This is a genomic window from Streptomyces sp. CA-210063 (genome assembly GCF_024612015.1).
Taxonomy (GTDB): domain Bacteria; phylum Actinomycetota; class Actinomycetes; order Streptomycetales; family Streptomycetaceae; genus Streptomyces.
The window spans coordinates 2,318,886-2,335,257 of sequence record NZ_CP102512.1 but is presented as its reverse complement, the minus strand read 5'-3'; the positions used below and the strand labels follow the sequence as shown (position 1 = coordinate 2,335,257).

At 70.0% G+C, this 16,372-nt stretch carries 15 protein-coding genes; 11 read left to right on the top strand and 4 right to left on the bottom strand.

All coding sequences use genetic code 11. The annotated features are described in order from the left end of the window. The first annotated feature begins 7 nt into the window (after nucleotides 1–7). The 9 genes from JIX56_RS10100 to JIX56_RS10060 all read left to right on the top strand — a co-directional run bounded on the left by JIX56_RS10100 (nucleotide 8) and on the right by JIX56_RS10060 (nucleotide 10,241). Entirely contained in the window at nucleotides 8–1,393 is a 1,386-nt protein-coding gene (locus JIX56_RS10100) for a beta-ketoacyl-[acyl-carrier-protein] synthase family protein (protein WP_443031799.1), read from the top strand. Beyond that, nucleotides 1,390–2,607 (top strand): ketosynthase chain-length factor, encoded by a 1,218-nt coding sequence (locus tag JIX56_RS10095; RefSeq protein WP_257539058.1) that lies wholly within the window; start codon nucleotides 1,390–1,392, stop codon nucleotides 2,605–2,607. The genes JIX56_RS10100 and JIX56_RS10095 overlap by 4 nt, the downstream gene beginning before the upstream one ends. 117 nt (nucleotides 2,608–2,724) lie before the next feature. Then, nucleotides 2,725–2,994, top strand: coding sequence for an acyl carrier protein (locus JIX56_RS10090; RefSeq protein ID WP_257539056.1), 270 nt, complete (start codon nucleotides 2,725–2,727; stop codon nucleotides 2,992–2,994). A 233-nt stretch (nucleotides 2,995–3,227) separates the two neighbouring features. After that, nucleotides 3,228–4,238, top strand: a complete 1,011-nt coding sequence (gene rfbB, locus JIX56_RS10085; protein WP_257539054.1) for a dTDP-glucose 4,6-dehydratase — start codon at nucleotides 3,228–3,230, stop codon at nucleotides 4,236–4,238. Beyond that, the gene (gene rfbH, locus JIX56_RS10080; protein ID WP_257539033.1) at nucleotides 4,235–5,539 is read left to right on the top strand and encodes a lipopolysaccharide biosynthesis protein RfbH; all 1,305 of its coding nucleotides are present in this window, start codon (nucleotides 4,235–4,237) and stop codon (nucleotides 5,537–5,539) included. The genes rfbB and rfbH overlap by 4 nt, the downstream gene beginning before the upstream one ends. Then, entirely contained in the window at nucleotides 5,536–6,942 is a 1,407-nt protein-coding gene (locus tag JIX56_RS10075) for an NDP-hexose 2,3-dehydratase family protein (protein ID WP_257539031.1), read from the top strand. Before rfbH ends, JIX56_RS10075 begins: the two co-directional genes overlap by 4 nt. Further along, on the top strand, nucleotides 6,942–7,907 hold the full coding sequence (locus JIX56_RS10070) for a Gfo/Idh/MocA family protein (protein WP_257539029.1): 966 nt from the start codon (nucleotides 6,942–6,944) through the stop codon (nucleotides 7,905–7,907). The genes JIX56_RS10075 and JIX56_RS10070 overlap by 1 nt, the downstream gene beginning before the upstream one ends. Nucleotides 7,908–7,971: 64 nt before the next feature. Continuing rightward, a complete protein-coding gene (locus tag JIX56_RS10065; RefSeq protein ID WP_257539027.1) occupies nucleotides 7,972–8,895 on the top strand; it encodes an alpha/beta hydrolase in 924 nt (307 codons plus the stop codon). A 518-nt stretch (nucleotides 8,896–9,413) separates the two neighbouring features. Then, nucleotides 9,414–10,241 (top strand): AfsR/SARP family transcriptional regulator, encoded by an 828-nt coding sequence (locus tag JIX56_RS10060; RefSeq protein ID WP_257539025.1) that lies wholly within the window; start codon nucleotides 9,414–9,416, stop codon nucleotides 10,239–10,241. Between the two features lie 134 nt (nucleotides 10,242–10,375). Here the strand turns inward: JIX56_RS10060 and JIX56_RS10055 are convergent, their stop codons facing one another. The 4 genes from JIX56_RS10055 to JIX56_RS10040 are packed head-to-tail and all read right to left on the bottom strand — an operon-like array spanning nucleotide 10,376 to nucleotide 14,020. Beyond that, entirely contained in the window at nucleotides 10,376–11,320 is a 945-nt protein-coding gene (locus JIX56_RS10055; RefSeq protein WP_257539023.1) for a 3-hydroxyacyl-CoA dehydrogenase NAD-binding domain-containing protein, read from the bottom strand. Then, entirely contained in the window at nucleotides 11,317–12,387 is a 1,071-nt protein-coding gene (locus JIX56_RS10050; RefSeq protein WP_257539011.1) for an LLM class flavin-dependent oxidoreductase, read from the bottom strand. The genes JIX56_RS10055 and JIX56_RS10050 overlap by 4 nt, the downstream gene beginning before the upstream one ends. An 18-nt stretch (nucleotides 12,388–12,405) precedes the next feature. Further along, a complete protein-coding gene (locus JIX56_RS10045; protein WP_257539009.1) occupies nucleotides 12,406–12,840 on the bottom strand; it encodes a nuclear transport factor 2 family protein in 435 nt (144 codons plus the stop codon). A 55-nt stretch (nucleotides 12,841–12,895) separates the two neighbouring features. Further along, nucleotides 12,896–14,020: an acyl-CoA dehydrogenase family protein gene (locus tag JIX56_RS10040; protein ID WP_257539008.1), complete on the bottom strand. Its 1,125-nt coding sequence runs from the start codon at nucleotides 14,018–14,020 to the stop codon at nucleotides 12,896–12,898. A gap of 409 nt (nucleotides 14,021–14,429) precedes the next feature. Between JIX56_RS10040 and JIX56_RS10035 the strand changes: the two genes are divergently transcribed. Both JIX56_RS10035 and metF read left to right on the top strand, forming a co-directional pair. Further along, complete coding sequence (locus JIX56_RS10035; RefSeq protein ID WP_257538978.1) at nucleotides 14,430–15,413, top strand: carbohydrate kinase family protein; 984 nt, start codon at nucleotides 14,430–14,432, stop codon at nucleotides 15,411–15,413. Between the two features lie 43 nt (nucleotides 15,414–15,456). After that, entirely contained in the window at nucleotides 15,457–16,359 is a 903-nt protein-coding gene (gene metF / locus JIX56_RS10030; RefSeq protein WP_257538976.1) for a methylenetetrahydrofolate reductase [NAD(P)H], read from the top strand. Nucleotides 16,360–16,372: the final 13 nt, after the last annotated feature.

Here is a 16,372-nt window from a genome sequence, read left to right as displayed (position 1 = left end):
CCGGAGGATGCCTGGCCGGACGACCGGCCGACAGTCCGGGCAGCCGACCTCGGCCAGGACACCGCTCCGATCGCCGCCGAACAGGACAAGCGCATCACAGACGTATGAAAGGAAGGCATCGCGCATGGCTCGCCGTGTGGTGATCACGGGTGTGGGGGTTGTGGCACCCGGTGGCAAGGACGTCGGGAGCTTCTGGGACCTCCTCAGCGAGGGTCGTACGGCCACGCGGAGGATCACACTGTTCGACCCTTCCCCCTTTCGCTCCAGAGTGGCGGCCGAGATCGACTTCGACCCGGAGACGCACGGGCTCACTCCGCGGGAGTGCCGTCGTCTGGGCCGCGCCGCGCAGTTCGGTGTGGTCGCGGCACGGCAGGCACTCGCGGACAGCGGGCTGGGACCGGCGGTTCCCGATCCGTATCGGACGGGTGTGGTCGTCGGTACCGCAGGTGGAGCCATTGCCGGGCTGGACGCCGCGTACCGCGCGATGAGCGATGACGGCCGGTTGGCGGACGTGGACCCCGCCTACGCGGTGCCCCACCTGTACGACCAGTTCGTGCCCAGTTCGTTCGCGGCCGAGGTGGCCTGGGCCGTCGGCGCCGAAGGTCCCGCGACCGTCGTCGCGAACGGCTGCACCGCCGGGATCGACGCGGTCGCCCACGCGGTCGAACTGATCCGCGAGAGCAGTGCGGACGTCATGGTCGCCGGAGCAACGGATGCCCCCATTTCGCCCATCGCCATGGCGGCTTTCGACGCGGTCCGGGCGACCACCCCGCACAACGAGGAACCGGAAACGGCGTCCCGCCCCTTCGACGTCTCCCGCAGCGGCTTCGTGCTGGGCGAGGGCGCGGCACTTTTCGTGCTGGAGGACCTCGGAGGTGCTCGTCGGCGTGGGGCGCGCGTCTACGCCGAGGTCGCCGGGTACGCCTCCCGCAGCAACGCCTTCCACATGACGGGCCTGCGCCCCGACGGTCGCGAGTTGGCCGAGGCCATCCGGGTGGCGCTGGTCGAGGCACGGCTGAACACCACGGACCTCGACTACATCAGCGCGCACGGCTCCGGCACGAAACTGAACGACCGTCACGAGACCGAGGCGTACAAAAGGGCTTTGGGTGAGCATGCCTACCGTGTCCCGGTCAGCTCCATCAAGTCGATGATCGGGCACTCGATGGGCTCGGCCGGTTCCCTGGAGATCGCCGCGTGCCTGCTGGCGATGAGGCACCACGTGGTGCCGCCGACCGCCAACTTGCACGCTCCCGACGAGCAGTGCGATCTCGACTACGTGCCGCGCGTGGCGCGCGAGCATCGCACGGACGCCGTCCTGACGGTCGCCAGCGGATTCGGCGGATTTCAGAGTGCCATGGCACTGGCGCGGCCCGAGAGGAGCGGGGCGTGAGTGCCGGCGCCGTCGTCACCGGGATCGGAGTCGTCGCACCGAACGGCGCCGGGGTGAAGGACTTCTGGGCCGCCATCCGAACCGGCAGGAATGCGATCGGCCCCGTCACGCGCTTCGACGCCTCGCTGCACCCGGCGCGGCTGGCGGGGGAGATCCAGGGCTTCGACCCGGCAGAGCATCTGCCCGGCAGGCTCATCCCTCAGACGGACCGTATGACGCAGATCGCGCTGGTCGCGGCGGATCAGGCCCTCACCGATGCCGGGGTGGAACTGGACGAGATCCCCCCGTACGACAGGGGTGTCGTCACGGCCGTCGCCTCGGGCGGCACCGAGTTCGGGCAGAACGAACTGCGCAAACTGTGGAGCGAGGGCGGCACCCACGTCAGCGCCTACCAGTCCTTCGCCTGGTTCTACGCCGTGAACAGCGGTCAGATCTCGGTGCGCCACGGTCTGCGAGGGCCCGCCGACGCGCTCATCGGTGACCAGGCCGGCGGTCTCGACGCGCTCGGCCATGCCCGGCGACAGATCCGTCGGGGCGGCAAGGTGGTCTTCACCGGTGGCGTGGAGGCGTCGGTGTGCTCCTGGGGGTGGGCGGCCCGGCTGTCCACCAGCCTGTTGTCCACCAGCGACGAACCCGGGCGGGCGTATCTGCCGTTCGACAGCGCGGCGCGCGGGTGCGTCCCCGGCGAAGGGGGCGCGCTGATGATCATCGAGGACGAGCGGGCGGCCCGCGCACGGGGAGCAAGAACTCTCTACGGCCGGATCGCCGGCCATGGCTCGACCTTGGACCCCCGTCCGGGCAGCGGTCGCGCACCTGGCCTGCGCAGGGCCGTCGAGATCGCTCTCGCGGATGCCGGTTCTCACCCGGGAGAGGTCGACGTGGTGTTCGCGGACGCCGCAGGGACCAAGCGGTCCGACCGCGAAGAGGCCGATGCGATCACGGCGGTGTTCGGTCCCCGCGGAGTGCCGGTCACCGCGCCCAAGACGATGATCGGCCGTCTCTCCGCGGGCGGCGCGCCGGTCGACGTCGTGGCCGCGCTGCTCGCCATGCGGGAGGGGCTGATCCCGCCCACCACGAATGTGGAGCTTTCGTCGGAGTACGCCCTCGATCTCGTGACCGGACGAGCGCGACCCCTGTCGGTGCGCACCGCTCTCGTACTGGCCCGTGGATACGGAGGGTTCAACTCCGCAGTCGTCCTCAAGGCCGTCGACTGACTGTCCCGGGATCCCGCCCGAGCGCTCGTCACATGCCTTCGGACGCATGGACCGAGGACCCAAGGCCCCGTGCCCCGGAACTCCCCGAGGTACGGAAGACCGAAGAAAGGATCCATCTTGTCCCAGAATGAGTTCACCATCGACGATCTCAAACGCATCCTCCTCGCCGGGGCGGGTGTCGATGAGAGCAGCGATCTCGGCGGCGAGATACTCGACACCGCATTCGACGATCTGGGGTACGACTCGCTGGCCCTGTTGGAGACGGGCGGGCGCATCGAGCGTGAGTACGGAATCGCGCTGGACGACGAGGTCTTCAGTGACAATCGCACCCCCCGTGCTCTTGTCTCCGCCGTGAACAGGAGTCTCAGGGCGGTCGCCGGCGCCTGAGCCCCGATGACGTGAGCGGCTCCGCGTCCCTGCCTGCGTCGCGGGGCCGCTCACGCGGGCGCGGCCCACCCGGCCCCGGCCCACGGTCGCTCGTTCGCGCCACGACCGGCTTGCGATCCGCCCGCGATTTCCTTGTCCCCGGGTCCGAGGCGACAGCCGTGCCGAGCGACATCACGAGGAGAAGACACCATGACGCAGTCCGTCGTCGACCACACGCGCGCCCAGGTGGTGGCATGAGGCTCCTGGTCACCGGAGGGGCCGGCTTCATCGGCTCGCATTTCGTCCGCACTGCGCTGGACGGCGGCTACGCGGGCCATGAGCACACCAGAGTGACCGTTCTCGACAAGCTCACCTATGCCGGGAACCGCGCCAACCTCCCCCGCTCCCATGCTCGTCTGGACTTCGTGCAGGGCGATGTGTGCGACCACCGGTTGCTGCACGAGCTGCTGCCCGGGCATGACGCGGTCGTCCATTTCGCCGCCGAATCGCACGTGGACCGATCCGTGCTCTCGGCGGCGGAGTTCGTCCGAACCAACGTGATGGGGACGCAGACCCTGCTGGACGCCTGTGCCGCCACGGGCATCCACCGTTTCGTCCATGTCTCGACGGACGAGGTGTACGGATCGATCACCGAGGGCTCGTGGACCGAGGAATGGCCCCTGCTGCCCAACTCGCCCTACGCCGCGTCCAAGGCCGCGTCCGACCTGATCGCCCGTGCGTACTGGCGAACCCACGGCCTCAGCGTGTCGATCACCCGATGCTCCAACAACTACGGGCCGTATCAGCACCCGGAGAAACTCATACCGCTCTTCGTCACCAACCTGCTGGAGGGCGAGCGGGTCCCGCTCTACGGCGACGGGCGCAACATCCGGGAGTGGCTGCACGTCGACGACCACTGCCGGGCCATCGCCCTGGTCCTGGACGGGGGACGGCCCGGCGAGGTCTACAACGTCGGCGGAGGCAACGAGCGGACGAACGTGGACATCACCCGACGACTGCTCGACCTGTGCGGCGCGGACGAGTCCATGATCCGCAGGGTCGCCGACCGCAAGGGGCACGACCTGCGCTACTCCCTGGACGAGACCAAGATCCGGGAGGAACTCGGCTACACCCCACGGGTCTCGTTCGAGCAGGGTTTGGCCGACACCGTCGCCTGGTACCGCGACAACCCCGACTGGTGGAAGCCCGTGAAGCACCGCAATGACCACGTCGGTCGACAGAGCCGGGAAGGAAGCACCCGATGAACGTGCACAAGGGACTCATCCTCGACGAGACCGTGAAGTTGCATCATGAACTTCAGGAGACAGGGCCCTTCGTCCCCGGAACCACCGAGATCTGGCCCGCCGGCGCGGTACTCGACGAGCGGGACCGCACGGCCCTGGTCGAGGCGGCGCTCGAGATGCGCATCGCGGCAGGTCCGAGCTCACGGAAGTTCGAGTCCCGGTTCGCCCGCACGCTCGGGCTGCGCAAGGCACATCTGGTCAACTCCGGTTCCTCGGCGAACCTCCTGGCACTGACGGCGTTCACCTCCCACCTGCTGGAGGACCGCAGGCTACGCCCGGGAGACGAGGTGATCACGGTGGCCGCGGGCTTTCCCACCACGGTCAACCCGATCATCCAGAACGGGCTCGTCCCGGTCTTCGTCGATGTGGACCTCGCCACCTACAACACCACGGCGGACCGGGTCGCACAGGCCATCGGACCGAGAACGCGGGCCATCATGATCGCCCACGCCCTCGGCAACCCCTTCGAGGCCACCGAGATCGCGCAGCTCGCCCAAGAACACGACCTGTTCCTGATCGAGGACAACTGTGACGCCGTCGGCTCCACCTACGACGGGCGGAACACCGGCACCTTCGGCGACATCACGACCGTGAGCTTCTACCCCGCCCATCATCTGACGATGGGGGAGGGCGGCTGCGTGCTGACCTCCAACCTGGCGCTCGCGCGCATCGTGGAGTCGCTGCGCGACTGGGGGCGTGACTGCTGGTGCGAGCCGGGCGAGACCAACAAGTGCCTCAAGCGCTTCCAGTACCAGATGGGCACCCTCCCCGAGGGCTACGACCACAAGTACATCTTCAGTCACGTCGGCTACAACATGAAGGCCACCGACATCCAGGCGGCGCTGGGCCTGACCCAGCTCGACAAGATCGACGAATTCTGCGCCGCCCGCCGTCGCAACTGGCGTCGGCTGCGGGACGGACTGGACGGCCTACCGCACCTGATCCTGCCCGAGGCCACCGAGCGCAGTGACCCGAGCTGGTTCGGATTCGCCCTGACGATCGCACCCGACGCGCCCTTCACCCGGGCCGCCCTGGTCGACTTCCTGGAGAACCGCAAGATCGGCACCCGCCGTCTGTTCGCCGGCAACCTCACCCGGCACCCGGCCTACATCGGTCAGCGGCACCGTGTCGTCGGCGAGCTCACCAACAGCGACATCATCACCGAGCAGACCTTCTGGATCGGCGTCTACCCGGCGCTGACCGACGAGATGCTCGACTACGTCATCGCCTCCGTGAAGGAGTTCGCAGGAGGACGGGCATGACGGTGCGAGCCGAGTCACCCGCACACACCGAGCCGCAGCTGCGCTCGCGTACCGACCCGGCGACCTCCCGACGCCTGGCCGATTCCGCGGCCGTCGGCGAGTCGTCGATGCCGCGCACCGACGACATCCTCTCCTGGCTGGACGAGCGCCGGCGCGCCCACCGGTTCGACGTGGAGAGAATTCCGTTCGCGGATCTCGACGGCTGGTCCTTCGACGAGGAGACGGGTGACCTCCGACACCACAGCGGACGGTTCTTCACCGTGCGGGGCCTGCACGTCACCACCGGACCCGATCCCCGGCAGGACTGGCACCAGCCGATCATCGTCCAGCCGGAAGTGGGCATACTCGGCATCCTGGTCAAGGAGTTCGACGGTGTGCCGCATTTCCTCATGCAGGCCAAGATGGAGCCGGGCAACTCGAATCTGCTGCAGATATCACCGACCGTGCAGGCCACCCGCAGCAACTACACCAAGGCCCACAACGGTGCGGACGTGAGGTACCTCGAGTACTTCAGGGGCGACGGACCCGGCCGGGTGCTCGCCGACGTCCTGCAGTCCGAACACGGCTCCTGGTTCTACCGCAAGAGCAACCGCAACATGCTGGTGGAGGCCGAGGGGGACGTACCCGAGCACCCGGACTTCCGCTGGCTGACGCTCGGCCAGATCGGCCTGCTCCTGGCACAGGACAATCTGATCAACATGGACGCGCGAACCGTGCTGTCCTGCATCCCCCTCCCGGATCCCGGGGGACTGGCTCTGCACTCGGACACCGACCTGCGGTCCTGGTTCACCGGGGAACGCTCGCGTCATGACGTCGAGGCCCGGACGACACCCCTGTCGGGCATCCCCGGCTGGAAGCGGGGCCCGTGGTCCATCGACCACGAGGAGGAGCGGTACTTCAGCGTCGTCGCCGTGTCCGTGCAGGCCGGCAGCCGAGAGGTCGCACGGTGGACACAGCCGCTGTTCGAGCCGAAGGGGCTGGGCGTGACGGCTTTCCTGCTCCGCAGGATCGGCGGAGTACCGCACGTCCTGGTGCACGCGCGCGTCGAGGCGGGTTTCGCCGAGACCGTCGAACTGGGACCCACCGTCCAGTACACACCGTCGAACTACGCGCACCTGCCGGGCCCCCGCCGGCCCCCCTTCCTGGACTTCGCGCTGTCCGCCACCGGGGACAGGATCCGTTACGAGGCCCGCCACTCGGAGGAGGGCGGACGCTTCCTGAACGCGGAGAGCCGCTACCTCTTCATCGACGCCGAAGGGGACGAAGCCGCGCTCGACCCGCCCCCGGGCTACCTCTGGGCCACGCCGTACCAGTTGACCGGCCTTCTGCGGCACAACCACTATCTGAACGTCCAGGCCCGGACTCTGCTGTCCTGCCTGACGGCGGGGGCGGTACGGCTCTGATGGAAACCCTGCGCATCGGTGTACTCGGCTGCGCCGACATCGCGCGCCGCCGTGTCCTGCCCGCGATACGGCGGTTCTCCGGTACCGACCTCGTCGCGGTGGCCAGCCGCGACCCGGACAAGGCGCGCAGCACTGCCGCCGAGTCCGGATGCGAGGCGGTACACGGCTACGACACCCTGCTCGCGCGCGCCGACATCGACGCCGTGTACGTGCCGTTGCCGGCGGCACTGCACGCGCGATGGGTGGAGGCGGCTCTCCGGGCGGGCAAGCACGTCCTCGCCGAGAAGCCGCTCACCACGGACCAGGACAGCACAGCGCGCCTGGTGACCCTCGCCGAGCGGCACGGTCTGGTGCTGAGGGAGAACGTCATGTTCGTCCACCACGGCCAGCACCGGGCGGTCCACCGGCTCGTCGCGGACGGCGCGATCGGCGAGGTGCGGGCCCTCCATGCGGCGTTCGCGATCCCACGGCTGCGGGACGACGACATCCGCTACGACCCGGAACTGGGCGGCGGAGCCCTCTGGGACACCGGGGTGTACCCGGTCCGCGCCGCCCTGTTCCTCCTCGGGGACGATCTGGAGGCGACCGGTGCCACGCTGGTGCGCGGCGGTCCCGGGCGCGGGGTCGACATCGCGGGCACCGCGCTGCTGCGCACGCCCGAAGGCGTGGGAGCGCACCTCGCGTTCGGCCTGGATCACCACTACCGCTCGCGGTACGAGATCTGGGGCAGTGAGGGAACCATCGTCCTGGACCGGGCTTTCACCCCGCCGGCCGACCACGTGCCGCGGATCAGGCTCGAACGCAAGGGCGGAGCCGAGGACATCACCCTCCCCGCACAGGACCAGGTGCTCCGCACGGTCGCCGCGTTCGCGGGAGCCGTGCGCACAGGTGCCGGACCCGACCCGGCCGTCCTGCGTCAAGCGGCCCTGCTCGACGAGATACGCCGCCGGATGCGGGCCGCCTAGCGACGAGGCGTGCCGGACGGCACGCGCCCATCGGCTCACCGTCACCGTTCACTCAGGAGTCGTCATGGCACGGTCGATCCCCGACCAGCCGGAAGTCAGGCCGGTCACGCTGGACGCCGACGGGACACCGTTGTCCGGCCTTCTCGCGGTCCCGGAGAGGTCCGTGCCGCGCGCCGTAGTGGTGGCCCTCCACGGTGGTGGGATGAGCGCGGGCTATTTCGACAGCCGGGCACGCCCCGGCCTGTCGCTGCTCAGGCTCGGCGCGGAACTGGGCTTCACCGTGCTCTCCCTCGACCGGCCCGGTTACGGAGCATCCGCCGACCGGCTGCCCGAGGGGCTCGACCTGGCCGGACAGACGCAGACGGTCCGCTCGGCCCTGGCGGGCTTCGCCCCCGGTGAGGCGAGGGGCGCCGGATTCTTCCTGGTGGCACACTCCAGCGGCGGTCGGCTCGCGCTGTCCGCGGCCGGTGAGGAGAGCGGGGACGTTCCCCTGATCGGCGTGGACATCTCCGGTCTGGGGAGCCGCTTCGCCGTGGAGCGCCGGGAACTGCCGAGCCGGGACGGGCGGGGCGCATGGCGCAAGCACTGGGGGGCACTGCGGTTCTACCCTCCGGACGCTCTGGTGACGAGCGGTGGACTCGTGCGCCCCGTGCCTTCGCGCGAGGCGGGCGAGGGCCTGCTCTGGCCGCGGATGTACCCGGCGATCGCCGCGCGGGTACGCGTGCCGGTTCGCTTCACGTTCGCCGAGCAGGAACAGTGGTGGCGTCACGACGAGGAGGCCGTGCGCGAGCTGCTCGCACCTCTCGCCGCGCCCCGCGCCGAAGTGGTGCGGCAGCTCGACGCCGGGCACAACATCTCTCTGGGCTGGGCGGCGCGCACCTACCACCTGCGGGCCCTGGCCTTCCTGGAGGAATGCCTCCTCGCACGCGACGCGGCGATTCCCGGGCCTCGCACGGCGTCGGCCGCGCAGGCGACGCCGGTGCGCTGACAGCGGCCCGCGGACGGCCGCGGAGGAGAAGCCCAGGACTGGCTCGTACGCTCGCTGCCGGGGCACTCCGGCACGGCACTGCGGCTGCTGATGGCCGCGCATCTCCTCTCCGGCGTGCTCGCGCTGATCCTCGCCCCCTGGTTCCGACGGGTGCCGTCCGGCTCTGGCACGTCTACGCGTTCGCCCTGGCGCTCGACACGGTCCACTGCGGCTGATCCGCCCGGGCGAACTGTGCCTGGGCGGGGAGTGCCCTGGACGGGTCCGCGTCCCGGACGGTGTTCGGTATCGTCCCCAGGAGTGGAATTCTGCATTCTGCGCGTGCTGTGACGCCCGAGGAAGAAACTTGTCAAAGGTCCACGAGTTCCTGACACAAGTTGACCTCGGCCTGAGCCAAAGCCGCTTGTGCGCCCCCATGGGGCCTTGGAGACTCGAGTTGATTCCGAGCGGCCCGCTGACCTCCTGCATCCGGCACCGGAATTGACCAGCCGCTGCCCCATGCTGACGAGGAGTTGAATTCGATGCGCTTCAATCTCATCGGCCCTTTCGAGATCGTCACCGACGACGGCAGGAGCTATCACCCGGGCACCCCGAAGGTCTGCCAGACCCTGGCGTTGTTGCTCACCCGGCCGAACGAGATCGTCACAGCCGAGTCGCTCATCAAGGAGCTCTGGGGGGAACGCCCGCCCCGCAGCGCGGTCACCACGCTTCAGACGTACGTGTACCACGCCCGCCGGATGTTCGTGAACGAAGGGCTCGTCCAGCCCGACCGCTCCCTGATCGTCACCAGCCCGCCCGGCTACGCCATCCAGGTCGACGACGCCGAGATCGACATCCGTATCTTCGAGCGCCTGGTGACCGAGGGCCGTGACCGGCTCATCGAGGGTGACCCGGTGGGGGCTCTCGACAGCATCCAGCAGGCCCTGGCCCTGTGGCGCGGCCCCGCCCTGTCCAACTTCCCCGCGGGTGACGTGCTCGCCGGCCACATCGTGCACCTGGAGGAATTGCGGATCCGGGCGTTCGAGATCCGTATCGAGGCCGAGGAACGACTGGGCCGGCACGGCGACTCCATCCCGGAACTGCGCCGGCTGATCAACGACTACCCGCTCAACGAGTGGTTCCACTGCCAGCTCATCGCGGCCCTCGGCGCGGCCGGCCGTCGCGCCGAGGCACTCCACGCCTATCAGCACGTGCGCAGGCTGCTGGCCGACGAACTCGGACTGGAGCCGTCGCTGCAGATGCAGCGGCTGCAGAACCGGCTGCTCAGCTCGGACACCATGGACCGAGCCCCGCTGTCGGCACGGCGCGTTCCCCGCCAGGAACTCGCCGTGCAGGAGGCAGGGGCCTGAACGCACCCTGACGGCGGCACCCACCGGATGTCGTCCCGGGTGCCACGCGACGCGCCGTCCCACAGGAGGAAACACCCGGGGACGGCGTGTGCCGGGCACCCATCGGTGCCCGGCACACGCCGTCCCCGGGGACATCAGTCCTTCGCCGAGACCTCGGCGAGCGTACGCAGGATCGCCGTCTGCTTGGCGTCCCGCTCGCGGACCAGTTCCTCGTACGACTTGTCGCCGTACGCTCGCTCCGCCTGTGCGATGAGGGACTGGATCGTCTCGTCGTCCATCGGGGGGCGGCCCAGCAGTTCCCAGCCGCGCTCCAGCCCGGCCCCGAGGGTCCCGAGCCACTTGCGCAGACCTCCTTGGCCGCCACCCAGGTGGAAGGCGAGGAAGGGCCCGACGGTGGCCCAGCGCAGCCCGATGGAGTGCGTCACCACCTGGTCCAGCTCTTCCAGCGTCACCACGCCCTCGCGCACCAGGTGCACCGACTCACGCAGCAGCGCGGACTGCAACCGGTTGGCGGCGAAGGCCATGATGGGCTTGCGCAGGACGATCGGCACCCGGCCGACGGAGGTGAAGAACTCCACGGCCTCGGCCACCGCGTCCGGTGAGGTCCGGTCACCCGCGACCACCTCGACCAGTGGCACCACGTGCGGCGGATTGAAGGGGTGGCCGACCACCAGGCGGCTGGAGTCCGCCATCCGCGCGCCCATGTCGTCCGGACCGAGTGTGGAGGTGGAGGACAGGATCAGCGCGTCCGCCCGTGCCGCCTTCCCGATCCGCTCGAAGAGCTCCTGCTTGAGCTCCAGGTTCTCGGGCGCGTTCTCCACGATGACGTCCGCGTCGGCGACGGCCCTGCCGAGGTCCGGCTCGAACTCGAGACGGTCGGAGAAGGTCACGGGGTCGGCCGTGCCCTCGGGCAGGAACGGCGCGAAGAGCCGCAATGCCTCGTCGACGACCCGAGGCGCGTCCGCGCGGCGGCTGTTGACCCGTACGCGCAGACCGTGGCCCAGGAAGAGAGCGACCCAGCCGAGGCCGATCGTGCCGGCACCGATGACCGTGACGGTGCGCTGCCGCTGCCCGTTCATGCGTGGCCTCCGTTCAGTTTGGGGAGGACCTGCTCGGCCATCAGCCGCATCGTGGTCGCAGCGTCCTCGAACGACAGATGGCCCGAGTGCACACCGAGACTGATCGTGATGTCGTCGCCGAACCAGTCGGCTATCTGCTCCAGTTGCGAGCGCACCTGGTCCGGGGAGCCGATGAGCAGCTTTCGCTGTTCCATCTTCGACTCGAAGTGCGAGTTCTTCGTCGCTTCGACGAGCTTCTCGTAGCCGGGGTAGGCCTCGGAGCGGGTGGTGCCCCAGGCGGCGACGGCGTCGCGGATGGCGGCCGAGTTGCGGTCGTCGTCCAGGCGCCCCTTGCGGCGGGCCTCGACACCGTTCTCCGCCACCACGCACGGGTAGCTGAAATGGATCTGCTCGGTTCCCGGGGTGTGCCCGGCGGCCGCCCACTCCGAGCGGTAGACCGCGAGGCGCTTCTGCAGCTCCTCGGTGGACATGACGTTCGGTACCGTCTGCAGGTTGTGACCGGCGCGGCCCGCCTCGGCGCACGACTCGGCACTGCGCGCGGTGGTGACGAACACCGGCGGATGCGGCTGCTGTACGGGCCGCGGCAACAGGGTGACCGGGCCGAACCGGTGGAAGGCGCCGTCGAACACGAGGTCCTCCTCGGTCCACAGCCGCTTGATGGCCTCGACGCCTTCGACGAACCGGTCCTTGGACTCGTCGATGGGTATGCCGAACGCCTTGAACTCGTCGGGCAGGAACGCCCGTCCGAAGGCGGCGTCGAGGCGGCCGCCGGAGATGTTGTCCAGCATGGCGAGCTTCCCCGCGAGCTTCACCGGGTGCTGGAAGGCGGGGATGGTGGCGCTCGTGCCCAGGCGGATCCGCCGGGTGCGCCCGGCGGCCGCGGCGAGGAAGGTCACCGGGTCCGGGCTGTAGCCGCCGTAGGAGAAGAAGTAGTGCTCGACCATCTTCACATGGTCGAAGCCGAGTTCCTCGGCGAGGTCGACGAGGCGCAGCGCCTCGTCGAAGTACTGCTGGGCGGGCTTGTCGGCCGGGCCCACGGTGGGGAAGAAGACGATCCCGAATTTCATGACGGCTCCTCGGCGTCGTCAGTCGCGGCCTGAGCCGTCGTGGTGGAGGTCGCGGTGGCGGACCTGCCAGGTGCCGTCGACGAGCACCAGATGGTCGTGACAGACCACGCTGGCGAAGATGTCGAGATCGCCACCGCGCGGTACGCGCATCGCCAGCGCGTAGGCGCGGGTCCGCAGCGAGCCGTCGTCCTGCGGGGTCACCGAAAGCATTCCCAGCCAGTGCCGGAAATCGATCTTGTCGGCGTCGAGGCGCTTCTTGCGGGCCCGCGAGGACTCCCTGATGGCCTCTCTGCCCCGCAGCGGTTCGTTCAGCCGGCTCGCCTCCTGGAAGACGGCGTCCTCGGCGAAGGTGTCGGCCCAGTCGTCGGGCCTGCCGTCGTCGAGAAGGCCCATCTGACGGGCGTAGAACTGCTGTACCTGGGCGTAGAGGTCCGCCGAGACATGGTCGGTCATACGAACTGCCTTTCTTCAGAGCGCCGGATGGCCGGCTGCGCTACGTGGTCTGAGGTCACTGGGCGCCGGATCCGCCGGTCTCCAGGAGCCGGGCTCCGTGGGCGATGCCCGTGGGGGCGAAGCGCAGCGCCACATGGCTGCCCAGGCTGTGGACATCGCGCCAGACACGCTCCAGCGGGTTCCCCTCCGACAGGGCCGAGCTGCCCGCCGCCCGCACCAGCCGCTCGACGAGGTCGACGACGCGCTCCACGGCGTACGCGCAGTACGCGGGGTTGCGGACGAGGTCGAGGGAATCGGCCCGTCCGGCGTCGACCACCTTCGCCGCACGCTCCATCAGCAGCCCCGCCCCGTCGGCATCGATCGCCGCCCGGGCGAGCGTGGTACGCACGGCGGGGTCGTCCCCCGCGGAGGGGGCCACGTGCTCCGCGTACCCGCGCAGTGCCGCCCGGGCCGCACCGAGCGCGGGAGCGCCGAAGAGCAGGCCGCTCACCAGACGCAGGGGAGTGGTGTGGCACGGAGCGTCCGAGCCCACCCCGCGACCCGTGATCATGTCCTGGCGGGCGAAACCGCGGTGTGCCGGTACGAAGACGTCATCGGCGACGAGGCTGTTGCTGCCGGTGCCCCGCATACCGGCCGACGCCCAGGTCCCGGCGACGTCGTAGTCCTCGCGGGGCAGGGCGAAGAACCACGGCACCTCACGCCCGTCAAGGGGCACCAGCGCGCACACGAGTGCCCAGTCGGAGAAGTCGACGGCGCTGGCGTAGTTCCACTCGCCGCTGATTCGCCAACCGCCGGAGACCACCGTGGCGCGGCCGCGGGGCATCAGGGCTCCCACGACCACCGTGTCCGCGCCCTTGGCCCACAGTTCCCGCTGTCCCTCGAGCGGCAGGAAGGCGCCCATACGGCCCGCACCCGCGATCACCGAGGCACACCAGCCCGCGGACGTGCAGCCCTCGGCGACAGCCGAGACGGCGTGCAGCAGATCGGTGACCGACCCCGCGGAACCGCCCCAGCGTGCGGGCACGAAGTGCCGGGCGAAGCCGGCCTCCACGATCTTCTCGACCACAGGGCGGGGCAACCGCCGGTCGGCGTCGGCCTGTTCGGCGTACCGGGCCGCGACGGGTGCGAACTCCAGCCCCCGGGAAGGAAGATCCATGCCGGACGTCGTCCAGTCGGGCATCAGCACCACTCTCCTCGTTCGCCGCGGCAGGGCAGCACTGCGGACGGGTAATGCGGCAACCCTGGACCCGGGCGATCCAGCACTACTGGAGGCCTGCTCAACGGCCCTGTCCCCGGGGCACCCGTCCCGGCGAGGAGGAAGGCGCGGACGGCCCGGCGCGGATCAGCGCAAGGGACGGCGGCGGGCCCCAGCCGTGCGTGGTCGACGCGCCGCTCCCGACGCACGGCGGGCATCCTGTGGCGCTTGAGATCGACCGCCGCCGACCGCTCGCACCCCCCACGCGCCCTGCCGGCAACGGATTTCGAGCGGATCTCCAGCGCCGTCGGGGACTGTCGGCGTCCGGCTGCACGACGGCGGGAGGAAGCGACTCGTGCCCCGCCGCCCTGCCCCGATGCCAAGGAGAAGCGTTGTGCGCATCGCCGTGTCCGGTTCCATCGCGACCGATCACCTCATGGTCTTCCCCGGCCGTTTCGCGGATCAGCTGATCGAAGGACAGCTGGAATCGGTCTCCCTGTCGTTCCTCGCCGACAGGCTGGAGATCCGCCGCGGCGGTGTCGGCGCCAACATCGCGTTCGGCCTGGGACAACTGGGCCTGCGACCCCTGCTCATCGGCGCGGCGGGGGTCGACTTCGCCGAGTACGAGCGGCTGCTCGACGAGGCCGGCGTGGACACGGCCTCCGTGCGGGTGAGCGAGAGCCTGCACACGGCCCGGTTCGTGTGCACCACGGACGACGACGAGAACCAGATCGCGACGTTCTACGCCGGAGCCATGGCCGAGGCCCGACACATCGACATCGCCGAGGTCCATGAGCGCGCGGGCGGTATCGACCTGCTCCTCGTCGGAGCCGACGATCCCGACGCCATGCTGCGCCACACCGCAACGGCCCACCGGCTGGCCATCCCGGTCGCCGCCGATCCCTCCCAGCAACTGGCCCGCCTGGACCGCGAACAGGTCCGCGCGCTGGTGGACGGGGCCCGTTACCTGTTCACCAACGCGTACGAGAGCGCCCTGCTCCAGGAGCGCACCGGCTGGAGCGAGCGGGAGGTGCGGGACCGGGTCGGAAACTGGATCATCACCCACGGAGCCGACGGGGTCTCTCTGCCGACCGCCGCCGGCGGTCGGCAGACCGTCCCCGCGGTCCCCACGCCGAACGTGGCGGACCCCACGGGCGTCGGCGACGCCCTCCGGGCCGGCTTCCTCGCGGGTCTCGCCCGGGGACTGGCCCCCGTGCGGGCCGCACAGCTCGGCTGCGCGCTGGCCGCGCTGGTCCTCACATCGGTCGGCACGCAGGAGTACAAGCTTCTCCCCGCCGAACTGTCCGCCACCATCGAGCGCGTGTACGGCCGCGCGGCGGCGCAGGACATCGAGCAGGCCCTGGAGGGTGTGTCGTGAACGTGGCGGACAACGGCTCCCCGACGCCGGTGAGGTGCCTGGCATGACGACACCGCGCTCCGTTCTCACGATCGGTGCCCCGTCCTTCTCCTTCGAGTTCTTCCCGCCGAAAACGGACGCCGGGGCCCGGGTCCTGTGGGACGCCATCCGCCGCGTCGAGAGGTTCGCCCCCAGCTTCGTGTCCGTCACGTACGGCGCCGGCGGGTCCGCCCGCGACCGCACCGTCGAGATGACCCGGCGTATCGCGGCGGAGACGACACTGCGTCCGGTCGCCCACCTCACGGCCGTCGGCCACTCCGTCGCCGAACTGCGCCACATCATCGGTCAGTACGCGGACGTCGGCGTACGCGACGTCCTCGCCCTGCGCGGTGACCCACCGGGAGATCCCAACGGGCCCTGGGTGCCCCACCCGGACGGTCTCAGGCACGCGCATGAGCTGGTCACCCTGGTCAAGGAGTCCGGGGACTTCACCGTGGGCGTCGCGGCCTTCCCGGAACGGCATCCGCGCTCCCCCGACTGGGAGAGCGACATCCGCCATTTCGTCGCGAAGTGCCGTGCCGGCGCCGACTACGCCATCACCCAGATGTTCTTCCATGTGGAGGACTACCTGCGGCTGCGCGACCGGCTGGCAGACGCTTCCTGTGAAACCCCCGTCATCCCGGAGATCATGCCCGCGACGGACGTCCGGCAGATCGCCCGCTTCGCCGAACTGAGCGGTGCCTCGTTCCCCGAGACCCTGGCCCAGCGCCTCGAAGCGGCCCGTGAGAGTCCGGCCGAGGGCCGTCGCATCGGCGTCGAGTACGCCACCGCCATGGCGGAGCGGCTGCTGGCCGAAGGAGCGCCCGGACTGCACTACATCACCCTGAACCGCTCGACGGCGACGCTTGAGGTCCATCGCAATCTCGGGCACTCACCCAGCACACGGAGTGCGCTCGCGGCACACTGACACCGCGTCGACC